The organism is Candidatus Hepatobacter penaei (assembly GCF_000742475.1).
Classification (GTDB): Bacteria; Pseudomonadota; Alphaproteobacteria; order Holosporales; family Hepatobacteraceae; genus Hepatobacter; species Hepatobacter penaei.
Genome location: NZ_JQAJ01000003.1, coordinates 169342 through 180966 on the forward strand (window position 1 = coordinate 169342; position 11625 = coordinate 180966).

The window sequence follows — 11625 nt, forward strand, 5'->3', positions numbered from 1 at the left end:
TAAGAAGCGTGGCGAGATCAGTTTGGAAAGGTCCTTTTGTTGATGGCTATCTGCTGAAGAAGGCGGATGCTGTGCGTGAGTCGGGGCGTAAAGATGTCATTAAAACGTGGTCAAGACGGTCAACCATTTTGCCTCAGTTTGTGGATTTGACATTTGCTGTATACAATGGTCGCAAGTTTATTCCTGTGTTTGTTACCAAAGAAATGATTGGTCGCAAGTTTGGCGAGTTTTCGCCCACGCGCACTTTTTTGGGGCACGCAGGTGACCGTAAGGCGAAGCGAGGGTAAGGGTTGACGTGAAGAAATCAAAGACAAAACTTTCTTTTGGCAAGCATGCAATGGCCTTAGGTCGGCGGATACGTGTCAGCCCACAAAAACTTAATCTGGTGGCGGCCTTGATACGTGGTCTTCCTGTGGAAGAGGCGCGTGTGCGTTTAGGGTTATGCTCGCGCAGAATTGCTCATGATGTTCAGAAAATTTTGATGTCGGCGGTGGCCAATGCAGAGCACAATAAGGGGCTTGACCCAGATGCTCTTTACGTGACAGAAGCCACGGTGGGTCGTGCGCTTGTGATGCGTCGTCTTGACATTAAGGGGCGGAGTCGCTCTGGACGCATCGAAAAACCTTTTAGTCATTTGCGTGTCGTGGTTTCGGAGGCCAAAGCATAATGGGACAAAAAACAAATCCAATTGGTTTTCGTTTGGGGGTCAATAAGACCTGGGACTCTTTATGGGTGGACGAAAAAAATTATGCCAAGCTGTTGAAACAAGATCTTGAGGTGAGGCGCTTTTTGTTTGACAAACTTAAGCATGCCAGCGTTTCGTCTGTGACCATTGAGCGTTTGTCAAAGAGGCCGCGTGTGACGGTGCAGTCGGCGCGTCCGGGCATTGTAATTGGTCGCAGGGGCGGTGATATTGAAAAATTGCGTTTGGCCTTGTGCAAAAAAATTGGTGGGGATGTGAGCTTCAATGTGTTGGAGGTTCGCAAGCCTGAACTTGATGCCCAGGTGGTGGCGTCGGGGATTGCGCAGCAACTTGAAAAGCGGGCCTCTTTCCGTCGTGTGATGCGCAGGGCTATTCAATTTGCCATGAAATTGGGCGCGCAGGGGATTCGTGTGAATTGCTCGGGCCGCTTGGGTGGCGCTGAAATTGCGCGGATGGAGTGGTCTCGTGAGGGGTGTGTGCCGCTTCATAAGTTGAGGGCTCACATCAGTTATGGCACAGCTGTGGCGAAAACCACGTATGGCACCTGTGGTGTGAAGGTTTGGATTTATCTTGGGGATATCTTGGGCCATGGTGCCCCCGTGCCTCAAGAGGAAGGACAGACAAAATAATGTTATTAAGCCCTAAGAAAACAAAGTATCGCAAGGCCTTTAAGGGCCGCATCCATGGCAATGCGCAAAGGGGGTGTCAGCTTGCTTTCGGCTCCTATGGCATGAAGGCATTGGGGCCTGAGCGGATCACGTCGCGGCAAATTGAGGCAGCGCGGCGAGCGGTGACGCGTCATGTGAAGCGTCTGGGCAAAGTGTGGATTCGCATTTTTCCGGATGTTCCTGTCAGCAAAAAGCCTGCAGAAGTTCGTATGGGCAGTGGTAAGGGCTCGCCCGAGTTTTGGGTGTGCCGTGTGAAGCCGGGCCGTGTGCTTTTTGAAATTGAGGGGGTTTCTGAGGAAATGGCGCGGCAGGCTTTTGTTCTGGCGGGTGCAAAGCTGCCTATTCCTACGAAATTTGTGACGAGGAGAGGGTAGATGACGGTTTTTTTAGAGCTCATGAAAAAGAGCGCCACGGATCTGCGGGCGGAGTATCATGCATTGGCGCGTGAGGAAATGAACTTGCGTTTCCAACATGCGGCAAAACAATTAAAAAACACGTCGTCCTTGCGTCATGTCAAGCGAAAAAAAGCTCGTGTTAAAACAGCTTTGTGTGTTATTTTGGACAAAAAGGGGTAGCTATGGCGCGACGTGTATTGAAAGGAATTGTCGTTTCTGACAAGATGAATAAAACAATTCAAGTGCTTGTAGAGCGTCGGTTTGTTCATCCTGTTTATGGAAAGATTGTCAAAACACGCAGGAAGTATGCGGCCCATGATGAACAAAATGCGTTTAAGGTGGGGGATAAGGTTTCTATTCTTGAATCAAAGCGCTATTCGCGAACAAAAGCTTGGGAAGTGTGTGCTGAAAAGAATGGCTAGATGGATAATGAGACACACAATGTGGAATAGAAGAGAGGACGTTGTTGTATGATACAGATGCAATCGATTCTCCCTGTGGCAGATAACTCAGGGGCGAAGAAAGTTCAATGTATCAAAGTGTTGGGCGGCTCAAAGCGCTGGGCGGCTCACCAGGGTGATATTGTGGTGGCGTCTGTGAAAGAGGCTCAGCCGCGCAGCCGCGTCAAAAAAGGCGATGTGGTGAAAGCCCTTATTGTGCGTACAGTCTTTCCTATTTCGCGTCCTGATGGCACCAAAGTTCGTTTTGACAATAACGCGGTGGTGTTGCTGGACAATCAAAAAGCCCCTGTGGGGACACGTGTTTTTGGTCCTGTGATGCGTGAGTTGCGGGATGCAGGTTTCGGCAAAATTGTTTCATTGGCGCCTGGGGTTTTGTGATGACGTTTAAGTGGAAAATTCGCAAAGGTGACCAGGTGGTTGTGTTGGCTGGTAAGGACAAAGGCCGCAAGGGTGAAGTCTTGGAAGTGCTGCGTGATCGACACCGCCTTAAGGTTAAGGGTGTGCAAATGGTGGCGCGTCATCAAAAACCTTCGCAGGCTCATGCCAAGGGAGGGATTGTTCGTCAAGAAGCTTCCATTCATGTGTCTAATGTGGCGCATGTGGACCCTAAGACAGGTGGGCCTTCTCGCGTGGGGGTGAAGATGCTCAAAGATGGTAAGCGCGTTTTGTATGCAAAGCGTTCTGGTGAAGAAATTCGTTAACGAGAGGTTGTGGCAAACATTTTATGTCTTTTTTTTATGACTATTATCACAACACACTAAGGGATCAGCTGCTCAAAGAGCTGGGGCTTAAAAATGTAATGCAAGCACCTCGCCTGGAGAAAATTGTGCTCAATATGGGTGTGGGGCGTGCCGCGCAAGACAGCAAAGCGCTTGAATTGGCGCAGCAGGACCTGACCTCGATCGCGGGTCAATATGCACTTGTGCGCAAAGCCAAAAAATCAGTGGCGGGTTTTAAAATACGTGCAGGCATGGGCGTGGGCGTCTCTGTGACGCTGCGTCGCAAGCGTATGTATGACTTTCTTGAGCGTCTCATTGTGATTGCGTTGCCTCAGGTGCGTAATTATCAGGGGGCTTCGATCAAAAGTTTTGATGGTGCGGGCAACTATGCCTTGGGCATTCCCGAGCATACGGTGTTTCCCGAGGTGGATTATAATAAAGCGTCGTATGCTGTGGGGTTAGACATTGCCTTTGTGACGAATACGATGGATAATAAGGCAGCCTTCTTGCTGTTGAAGGGATTTGGTATACCGTTTAGAGGGACGTTATAGTGGCGAAAAAAAGTGCAATTGAAAAAAACCATTATCGTGAGCGTTTGGTGAAGAAAAATGCTTCCCGTCGCAAGCGGTTGAAGGCGTTGGCGGCAGATAAAAATGTGACGCTTCAAGAGCGGTTTCAGGCATCGTTAAAATTGGCACAGATGCCGCGTAATGGATCGCCTGTGCGTGTGCGTCGTCGCTGTTTTTTGACGGGGCGTCCTCGGGGCGTGTATCGAGAATATGGCATCTCTCGGATTGCTATTCGTGAGCTTGCGCTCTCGGGGCAGTTGCCGGGTGTAATTAAGGCAAGCTGGTAAGGAAAAAGACATGATCAACGACCCTGTAGCAGACATTCTTACCCGGATGCGCAATGCGATGCGCGTGGGGAAAGCCACCTGTCGTGCGCCGGCTTCGCGGTTTGCAGAAAAAATCTTGGACGTTCTCGTGCGGGAGGGGTATCTCCTGGGCTATGCACGACAGAATGTCAGGCAAGGTATTGATGAGTTGGTGGTGGACCTTAAATACGATAAGGGCCGCCCTGTGATTGAAGAAATCTCCCGGGTGTCTCGGCTGGGGCGTCGCTCGTATAGTCAGATTCGCCGCTTGCCGCGTGTCAATAATGGGTTGGGTATTTTTGTGCTTTCCACATCGAAAGGGGTGCTTTCGGACCGTGAGGCTCTTGCACATCATGTGGGGGGTGAAATTGTTTGTCGTGTTTATTGAGATGCATAGGAGACGCGTATGTCACGCTTAGGGAAGCGTCCTATTCCTCTGCCTCAGGGGGTGACCTGCTCGTTGCGCAGTGATGAGGTGTTGTTAAAGGGACCTAAAGGTGAGCACACACTGGCTTTGCCGGCGGGTGTTTCGTGTGCCTTGGATGGTGATATGGTAACGTTGCGTGGTGAGCAAAGCGGCCGTGGCAAGGTGTTGTGGGGCATGGCCTGGAGCTTGGTCAAGAACGCTATTCAGGGTGTGTCCCAAGGGTTTTCTGTTGATATGAAAATGGAAGGCGTGGGTTATCGTGCGGCGTTAGCAGGGCGGTCCTTGAAAATGCAGTTGGGGTTCAGCCATGACGTCGTGTTACCGTTACCTGAACATGTGAATGTGGTGGTCAAATCGCCCACAGAATTTTCTGTTGAGGGGCATTGCAAGCAAAAAGTAGGTCAGGTAGTGTCAGATATTCAGGCCTTCCGACCTCCTGAGCCTTATAAAGGCAAGGGCATTCATCGTGTGGGCCAGTATGTTTTGAGAAAAAAGGGTAAGAAAAAATGATCCGAGCGGGTGTCAGGCAGGAAAAGCGGAAAGAACGCAATCGCTTCCGTTTGCGACAGAAATCTGGCGGTCGTTTGCGGTTGTCTGTGTTCAGGTCCAAGCGGCACATCTATGCCCAGATTATTGATGATGAAGGGCATAAGACACTGGTGGCCGCATCATCTCAGGAAAAACCTTTGCGTGATCAGTCGCATGCTGGGTGTGACATGGCTGGTCACGTGGGTAAACTTGTGGCAGAGCGGGCGCGCAAGAGCAAGATTGACTGTGTTGTGTTTGATCGCGGTGGCTATCTTTATCATGGCCGTGTCAAGGCGCTGGCTGAAGGTGCGCGTTCTGCCGGATTATCGTTCTAGAGGATGACTATGACAAAAAATACATCAGGCCATAAAAAAGAAGAACGCAATACTGACCTTTTTCAAGAGCTGGTGGTGGTCAATCGTGTCACCAAGGTGGTGAAAGGTGGTAAGCGTTTTGGGTTTTCTGCTCTGGCTGTTGTGGGGGACCGCAAGGGGTGTGCCGGATATGGTTCGGGCAAAGCTAAAGAGGTGTCAAAAGCGGTGCGCAAGGCGATGGATCAAGCCACAAAGCACATGAGCCGTGTGCCCTTAAAGCAAGCGCGTACGCTTCATCATGATATAAAATGCTCTTACGGTGCCGCCCTTGTACAACTTCGTTCTGCAAAGCCAGGTACGGGGGTGATTGCAGGGGGCGCTATGCGTGCCGTTTTTGAAGCCTTTGGTGTGCAAGATGTGGTGAGTAAATCTTTGAAAAGCTCTAATCAACATAACCTTGTCAAGGCTACGTTTAAGGCGATGCACTCCATTTTGCCGCCGCGTCTGGTAGCACAAAAGCGGGGGAAACGTGTGGCGGATGTGTTTGTGTCTTCGGGAAAGGCGCGAACTTCGTCTGCGGACAAAAAAGATGTGTTAACACAAGAGGCGACCCATGAAGCTTAATGCTATCAAAGATTATGTTGAAGCGCGGAGACCAAGGAAGCGCGTGGGGCGCGGCGTTGGTTCGGGCAAAGGTAAGACGTGCGGCCGTGGTTATAAAGGCCAAAAGTCGCGAACCGGGGTGTCTATCAAGGGGTTTGAAGGTGGGCAGATGCCCATTCATATGCGGTTGCCCAAGCGTGGGTTTAACCCGCTCAAGAAAAGGCGTTTTCAAGAGCTTTCTTTATCACGATTACAGGCTCTCCTAGATCAAGGGGTTCTCTCTGCCAAGGAAACGGTGACCGAGGCGCTGTTGGTGGAGAAGGGCATTTTCAAAAAAGCATTTCATGGGGTGCGTGTGATTGGCAAAGCCGATCTGACACATCCTGTGAAGCTATCTGTTTCGGGTGTTTCGTCGTCTGTGCGGGATGCTGTGACAAAGTGTGGTGGTGAGGTATCTTAACATTTCATGATGAATGAGCGCGCCATTCAGTCAGCTTTTAATTGGCAAACGTTTTCAAGAGCCGAGGTTCTTAAAAAGCGCATTCTTTTTACCCTGGGCGTTCTTATTGTTTATCGTTTGTGCACCTACATTCCCTTGCCGGGTGTGAACCCGCAGGTGATGTTGGAGATCACGCGCCGTAATGCGAGTGGTTTTTTGGGCATGCTCGATATGCTCTCTGGTGGCGCTTTGGGGCGTGCGACGATCATGGCCCTTAACGTCATGCCTTATATCACGGCCAGCATTATTGTTCAGCTGTTAACTGCCATGATTCCTCACTTTGAGGCGTTGCGCAAAGAGGGGGAGACGGGGCGCAAAAAGCTCAACCAATACACGCGTTATCTCACTGTGGGGTTGGCCACGGCTCAGGCCTACACAACATCGGTGATGCTCGAAGGGTTGACAGGGGCCTCTGGGTCGCTTGTGTTTGACCCGGGGTGGTTTTTTCGCTTTGGTACGGTGATTACCTTGGTAGGGGGGACCTTTTTTGTCGTGTGGTTGGGTGAGCAAATTACGGCGCGCGGCATTGGCAACGGCTTGTCAATGATCATTTACGCAGGGATTGTGGCCAATTTGCCTCAATCAGCGATCCGTACCCTTGAATTGGGGCGCACAGGAGCCGTGCATATAAGTGTAATTTTAGCTGTGTTGGCGCTGTTGGTGGCGGTGATTGCTTTGATTGTCTTTGTGGAGCGTGGGTATCGTCGTGTGACGGTTCAATATCCCAAGCGTCAGGTGGGGCGTATGATGAGCCAGGGTGAGGTGAGCTACCTTCCTATTAAGATCAATAGCTCGGGGGTGTTGCCTCCCATTTTTGCCACCTCTGTGCTGATGTTTCCTTCGCTCATTGCCAGCGCCTCCTTTTTCAGCACCTCTTCTGTGGCGAGCACATTTTTACAGTATTTTGGGCGCGGGCAGGTGTTGTTTATCTTGCTATACGTGGCCTTGATTGTGTTTTTTGCCTTCTTCTATACAAGCATTGTGTTTAACCCTGAAGAAACGGCTGAGAATTTGCGTAAAAGTCATGGGTTTATTCCTGGATACAAGCCTGGAAAGATGACGGTGGATTACTTTGACTATTTGTTGACGCGTTTGACGGTGATTGGTGCGCTTTACCTGTCGTTTGTGTGTGTGTTGCCAGAGATCCTGATGTCCCAAGTGACTCTCTCCTTCTTTTTTAGTGGTACAAGTTTATTGATTTTGGTCAGCGTAACGATGGATACGGTAGCCCAGGTGCAGACGCATCTTATTTCCTATCAGTATGAAGGTTTGTTGAAAAATCGTTATCCTGGGGGAAAGTAAGGGGGTATGCGTATTGTTTTATTGGGGCTGCCGGGATCAGGAAAGGGGACGCAGGCACGCATATTGGCGGAAAAGCTCTCCCTTCCTTTGGTAGGCACGGGTGACCTGTTGCGGCGTGAGATTGAAAACCAAACGCCTTTGGGACAGCAACTCAAACCCATCATGGACCGGGGTGACTTTCCTCCTGATGCGCTTGTGATGGATGTATTTATGGAAAATGTCAAAGCCTTGCCCGGTTTTGTGGTGGAAGGCATCCCTCGGAGCCGTGTGCAGGTGGATTTGCTTGACAAAGCCTTTGCTGAGCATGACATGGCGTTGGATTTCTTATTTTACTTGGACCTTCCTCAAGAGGTGGCGCTGAATCGTCTTTTGAGTCGTTACATGTGCTTGTCTTGTGGCGCTACGTATGGTCCTAAAGATGGCAAAAAACGTGTGTGTGATTTTTGTGGTGGCACACAGTTTGGCCAGAGACGCGATGATGTGGAAGATGTGATTGTCAAGCGGTTAAAGGCACAACATCTGCGCGATCAAGACATTTTAAAAGCATATGAAGATCAGCCCTTTTTTCATCGCATTTCGGCGCAGGCGCCTGCAGATGAGGTGAGTCAAAAGATTGTGGATTGTCTAAAAAACTCGCCATGTGGGGGGTTTTAATGGAGGAAAGCGTGTGTTATTCTTTCTTTAAGCATAAAAGTATGGGTGCATAGTTGTGGTACGTATAGCGGGCGTTAACGTTCCAACGCAAAAGAGGGTCGAAATTGCGTTGCGATATATTTATGGGATAGGTCCGTCGTCAGCGCGCTCTATCTGTGAGGCCTTATCCATTCCGGAAGCGTGCCGTATTTCTGAGCTCAAAGACACCGATGTGTTGAAGATTCGTGAGCATATTGATGCACACTATAAAATTGAGGGTGATCTGTTGCGTGAGGTGCGTCAAAACATCAAACAAAAAACAGAGTTAGGTTGTTATTCAGGTCTACGTCACCGTAGAAATCTCCCGGTTCGGGGTCAGCGCACGCACACCAATGCACGCACCCGTAGAGGGAAGGCACGTCCTATTGCGGGCAAAAAATAAGAGGTTAAGGTTGTATGGCGTATCAACGTTCGTCAAAGGGCAAGGAAAAGAAGCGTAACATTACTTGTGGGGTGGTGCATATTTATTCCACATTTAACAACACGCTTGTCACATTGACTGATGTGCAAGGCAATGTCCTTTGCTGGTCTTCCTCGGGTGGAGCCGGTTTTAAGGGGGCCCGTAAGTCAACGCCTTATGCTGCGCAACTTGCCTCTGAAGCGATTACTCAAAAGGGTAAAAATTTTGGCCTCAAAAGCGTAGAGGTGTATATCAAAGGCCCAGGGTCGGGGCGTGAATCTGCGTTACGTGCGCTTAAGGGTGGATTTAATGTGACGTCCATTCGTGATGTAACGCCGATGCCTCACAATGGGTGTCGACTTCCTAAAAAGCGTCGCGGATAACTTTTTCAGAGGATGGGAATAAGGGAATGCTGAGACAAAATTGGCAACAAATGATTAAGCCTTGTAAGGTGAAGGTGAGTCGCGAATCCGACCAGGGTCGTCATGCGAATCTTACGTTTGAGCCCTTCGAGGAAGGTTTGGGGATCACGATCGGTACGGCACTGCGCCGTATTCTTCTGTCATCCTTGCGTGGCGCGGCAGTGACGGCCGTTCGCTTTAGCAATGTGTTACACGAGTTTTCGTCTATTCCTGGTGTGCAGGAGGATGTGACAAATATTCTGTTAAACCTCAAGAATCTTGACATTAAGTATGAAGGGTCTGGCCCTTGTCAGGTGCGTGTGCAGGCCGAGGGTCCAAAAACCTTGACGGCCGGCATGATTGATGGGGGAGGGAATGTAGACTTTTTATCTCCCGATCAGCCTATTTGTGTGCTGGGGAAGGACGCAAAGGTTGACTTTGAGCTCACCATTGAAACGGGGAAGGGCTATTCTTCTGTGGGGGATAGGTCTAAGGAAGACCTGGCTTTGGGCACCATCTTGGTGGATGCTATTTTTAATCCTGTCAAGCGTTGTTCATTTGTGGTGGAAAGCACACATGTGGCTCAGTTCAATTGTGATCGTCTCGTGTTGACGGTGGAAACTAACGGATCCATCAGCCCTGAAGATGCGGTAAGTGCTGCCTCGCGCATTCTTCAAGAACAGCTGGGTAAGTTTATTCATTTTAAAGATATTGAAGAGCCTTATGTTGAAGAGGTGGAAACAACGACCCCCCCCCTTTCTTTCAATGCTGATTTGTTACGTAAGGTGGAAGAGCTTGATCTTTCTCTGCGTTCGTCTAACTGTCTTAAGGCGGCTAAGATTGTGTATATTGGCGACTTGGTGTTGAAAAGCGAATCGGAGCTGCTAAGGACTCCTAATTTTGGTCGTAAATCATTAAGTGAAATCAGTGATGTCTTGAAAAAGATGGATCTAAGGTTGGGGATGTCTGTGGCTGATTGGCCACCAGAGGACATGGATGAGGCCCTCAAGAAATCAAAAGAGGCGCTGTCAACACGGGGTATGATCCCTCTTTCGCGAGGATAAGGATAGGTATGAAGCATAGGACAGGTCATGGCAAGCTGGGACGGCCTTCGCATCAGCGTCGTGCTCTTTTGATGTCATTAGCAAAAAGCTTGGTGAGTCAAGAGCGTATTGAGACAACATTAACAAAAGCAAAAGTGTTGAGACCTTTCGTGGAACGACTCATTTCTTTGGGGCGTCATGATACGCCGGGGGCGCGTCAGCGTCTTTTTTCTTTCTCCCATGATCGTGCCTTTTTGAAGAAGCTGACATCTGAGTTGCGGGTGCGTTATCAGAATCGTCCCGGGGGCTATACGCGGATTATCAAAAAGGGCTACCGTTTTGGGGATCATGCGCCCGTGGCGTTGATGGAGCTTGTGGACAGACCTCTTCCTCAACAAAAAAAGGCCTCTAGCAAAAAGACAACCTCCGTAGAGGAGTCACCGAAGTAGGGGACAGGTATGGGCGCTTCGTTTCTTGCCAAAAACCATCGCAGGCGAGACTCTTTGCGTGTGTACAAAGAACAGATTTGGCAAAAAGCACCGTCTCCTGATCAGATTCGTCACGTTTTTCCTAACGTCATCACCATTGTGGGCATGTGTCTTGGCCTTTCGGCCATTCGCTTTGCCTTTTCTCATTATTGGGAGTGGTCGGTGATGTGCATTTTGGCGGCCAGTGTGTTTGATATGGCGGATGGCCGCGTGGCTCGTTTTTTGGGGAGTGCATCTGATTTTGGTGCTGAACTTGATTCATTAGCCGATTTTTTGTGTTATGGCGTTGCGCCCGCGTTGGTGATTTATTTCCATTCCTTGTCGGCATGTCCGGGGCTGGGATGGGCGCTGTGTCTTTTTTTTATGACGTGTTCAGCGCTGAGGTTGGCGCGGTTTAACGTCTATCGTCTTTTGTCGAAAAAAGTTTCGTGGGGTGATTATTTCTCTGTCGGGGTGCCGGCACCGGGGGGCGCTTTTATTGCGTTGCTTCCCTTTTTCTTGCATTTTTCGTCCGGCATGGAGTGGATGTTTCCTTGGTATTTCTTAGTGACGTTGGCTTTGGGGGGCGGGCTGATGGTCAGTCGTTTGCCCACACTGGTGTTTAAGCGCTTTCCTTTTGCGAAGCACCGGCTACCCCTTCTTTTGTTGGGGGTGGCGCTTATCACGGGCGGTCTTTTTAGCATGCCGTGGGCTGTGATGACGGTGTTGACCGTGGCATATATAGCCTCAATCCCGTGGAGTTTTCTCTGGGTAAAGCGTCGTCGCCACCTCACACCCTCTTAGCTTTATCTTGCTTCTTGCCTCTTGCGCCGCAAGCTTACTTTTTCTAACCTCAAAGAGTGTGCCGAAGTAGCTCAGCTGGTAGAGCAACTGATTCGTAATCAGTAGGTCGGGTGTTCAAGTCACCTCTTCGGCACCAGGGTTAACCTGGCTTCCAGAGTTTTTCTATTTTTCCAAAAACGACATGGTCATCACATTGTCATCGACGTGAATCATATTGAGGCCTCTATGAGGGAGGGTATTTTGACATGATATCAGGACGGAGAAGCGCGGTGGAACAGACATGGGTCATGACGGACGCGGCACTCAGTTCAAAAGGCACGTGGC

Annotated in this window: 22 protein-coding genes and 1 tRNA gene; all 23 read left to right on the forward strand. The window is 49.8% G+C overall.

Annotation, left to right across the window (positions count from 1 at the left end):
- Positions 1–8 precede the first annotated feature (8 nt).
- The 23 genes from rpsS to IG82_RS0105245 all read left to right on the forward strand — a co-directional run bounded on the left by rpsS (position 9) and on the right by IG82_RS0105245 (position 11437).
- Positions 9–287, forward strand: coding sequence for a 30S ribosomal protein S19 (gene rpsS / locus IG82_RS0105135; RefSeq protein WP_031934487.1), 279 nt, complete (start codon positions 9–11; stop codon positions 285–287).
- 8 nt (positions 288–295) lie between these two features.
- Entirely contained in the window at positions 296–667 is a 372-nt protein-coding gene (gene rplV / locus IG82_RS0105140) for a 50S ribosomal protein L22 (protein ID WP_031934488.1), read from the forward strand.
- Complete coding sequence (gene rpsC / locus IG82_RS0105145; RefSeq protein ID WP_031934489.1) at positions 667–1332, forward strand: 30S ribosomal protein S3; 666 nt, start codon at positions 667–669, stop codon at positions 1330–1332. The genes rplV and rpsC overlap by 1 nt, the downstream gene beginning before the upstream one ends.
- On the forward strand, positions 1332–1745 hold the full coding sequence (gene rplP / locus IG82_RS0105150; protein WP_031934490.1) for a 50S ribosomal protein L16: 414 nt from the start codon (positions 1332–1334) through the stop codon (positions 1743–1745). Before rpsC ends, rplP begins: the two co-directional genes overlap by 1 nt.
- 21 nt (positions 1746–1766) lie before the next feature.
- Positions 1767–1946: a 50S ribosomal protein L29 gene (gene rpmC / locus IG82_RS07415; RefSeq protein WP_408605318.1), complete on the forward strand. Its 180-nt coding sequence runs from the start codon at positions 1767–1769 to the stop codon at positions 1944–1946.
- Between the two features lie 2 nt (positions 1947–1948).
- Entirely contained in the window at positions 1949–2188 is a 240-nt protein-coding gene (rpsQ, locus tag IG82_RS0105160; RefSeq protein ID WP_031934492.1) for a 30S ribosomal protein S17, read from the forward strand.
- A 48-nt stretch (positions 2189–2236) separates the two neighbouring features.
- Entirely contained in the window at positions 2237–2605 is a 369-nt protein-coding gene (gene rplN, locus IG82_RS0105165) for a 50S ribosomal protein L14 (RefSeq protein WP_031934493.1), read from the forward strand.
- Complete coding sequence (gene rplX / locus IG82_RS0105170; protein ID WP_031934494.1) at positions 2605–2928, forward strand: 50S ribosomal protein L24; 324 nt, start codon at positions 2605–2607, stop codon at positions 2926–2928. The genes rplN and rplX overlap by 1 nt, the downstream gene beginning before the upstream one ends.
- Before the next feature lie 23 nt (positions 2929–2951).
- A complete protein-coding gene (gene rplE / locus IG82_RS0105175; protein ID WP_031934495.1) occupies positions 2952–3497 on the forward strand; it encodes a 50S ribosomal protein L5 in 546 nt (181 codons plus the stop codon).
- Entirely contained in the window at positions 3497–3802 is a 306-nt protein-coding gene (gene rpsN / locus IG82_RS0105180; RefSeq protein ID WP_031934496.1) for a 30S ribosomal protein S14, read from the forward strand. Before rplE ends, rpsN begins: the two co-directional genes overlap by 1 nt.
- Before the next feature lie 10 nt (positions 3803–3812).
- Complete coding sequence (gene rpsH, locus IG82_RS0105185) at positions 3813–4208, forward strand: 30S ribosomal protein S8 (protein ID WP_031934497.1); 396 nt, start codon at positions 3813–3815, stop codon at positions 4206–4208.
- An 18-nt stretch (positions 4209–4226) separates the two neighbouring features.
- Positions 4227–4757: a 50S ribosomal protein L6 gene (gene rplF / locus IG82_RS0105190; protein WP_031934498.1), complete on the forward strand. Its 531-nt coding sequence runs from the start codon at positions 4227–4229 to the stop codon at positions 4755–4757.
- The gene (gene rplR / locus IG82_RS0105195) at positions 4754–5110 is read left to right on the forward strand and encodes a 50S ribosomal protein L18 (protein ID WP_031934499.1); all 357 of its coding nucleotides are present in this window, start codon (positions 4754–4756) and stop codon (positions 5108–5110) included. Before rplF ends, rplR begins: the two co-directional genes overlap by 4 nt.
- A gap of 9 nt (positions 5111–5119) precedes the next feature.
- Positions 5120–5713 carry a 30S ribosomal protein S5 gene (gene rpsE, locus IG82_RS0105200; RefSeq protein ID WP_031934500.1) on the forward strand — a complete coding sequence of 198 codons (594 nt, stop codon included), beginning with the start codon at positions 5120–5122 and terminating at the stop codon, positions 5711–5713.
- Positions 5703–6152 (forward strand): 50S ribosomal protein L15, encoded by a 450-nt coding sequence (gene rplO, locus IG82_RS0105205; RefSeq protein ID WP_031934501.1) that lies wholly within the window; start codon positions 5703–5705, stop codon positions 6150–6152. The genes rpsE and rplO overlap by 11 nt, the downstream gene beginning before the upstream one ends.
- Positions 6153–6158: 6 nt before the next feature.
- On the forward strand, positions 6159–7493 hold the full coding sequence (gene secY, locus IG82_RS0105210; RefSeq protein WP_135957812.1) for a preprotein translocase subunit SecY: 1335 nt from the start codon (positions 6159–6161) through the stop codon (positions 7491–7493).
- 6 nt (positions 7494–7499) lie between these two features.
- Positions 7500–8147, forward strand: a complete 648-nt coding sequence (locus IG82_RS0105215; protein ID WP_082192087.1) for an adenylate kinase family protein — start codon at positions 7500–7502, stop codon at positions 8145–8147.
- 55 nt (positions 8148–8202) lie between these two features.
- Positions 8203–8568, forward strand: coding sequence for a 30S ribosomal protein S13 (rpsM, locus tag IG82_RS0105220; RefSeq protein ID WP_031934504.1), 366 nt, complete (start codon positions 8203–8205; stop codon positions 8566–8568).
- Between the two features lie 14 nt (positions 8569–8582).
- Entirely contained in the window at positions 8583–8969 is a 387-nt protein-coding gene (rpsK, locus tag IG82_RS0105225; RefSeq protein ID WP_031934505.1) for a 30S ribosomal protein S11, read from the forward strand.
- 26 nt (positions 8970–8995) lie between these two features.
- Complete coding sequence (locus IG82_RS0105230; protein ID WP_052545738.1) at positions 8996–10051, forward strand: DNA-directed RNA polymerase subunit alpha; 1056 nt, start codon at positions 8996–8998, stop codon at positions 10049–10051.
- Between the two features lie 8 nt (positions 10052–10059).
- Complete coding sequence (gene rplQ / locus IG82_RS0105235; protein WP_031934507.1) at positions 10060–10479, forward strand: 50S ribosomal protein L17; 420 nt, start codon at positions 10060–10062, stop codon at positions 10477–10479.
- A 9-nt stretch (positions 10480–10488) separates the two neighbouring features.
- Entirely contained in the window at positions 10489–11301 is an 813-nt protein-coding gene (locus IG82_RS0105240) for a CDP-alcohol phosphatidyltransferase family protein (RefSeq protein ID WP_052545739.1), read from the forward strand.
- Between the two features lie 60 nt (positions 11302–11361).
- A tRNA-Thr gene (locus IG82_RS0105245) sits at positions 11362–11437 on the forward strand.
- Positions 11438–11625 lie beyond the last annotated feature (188 nt).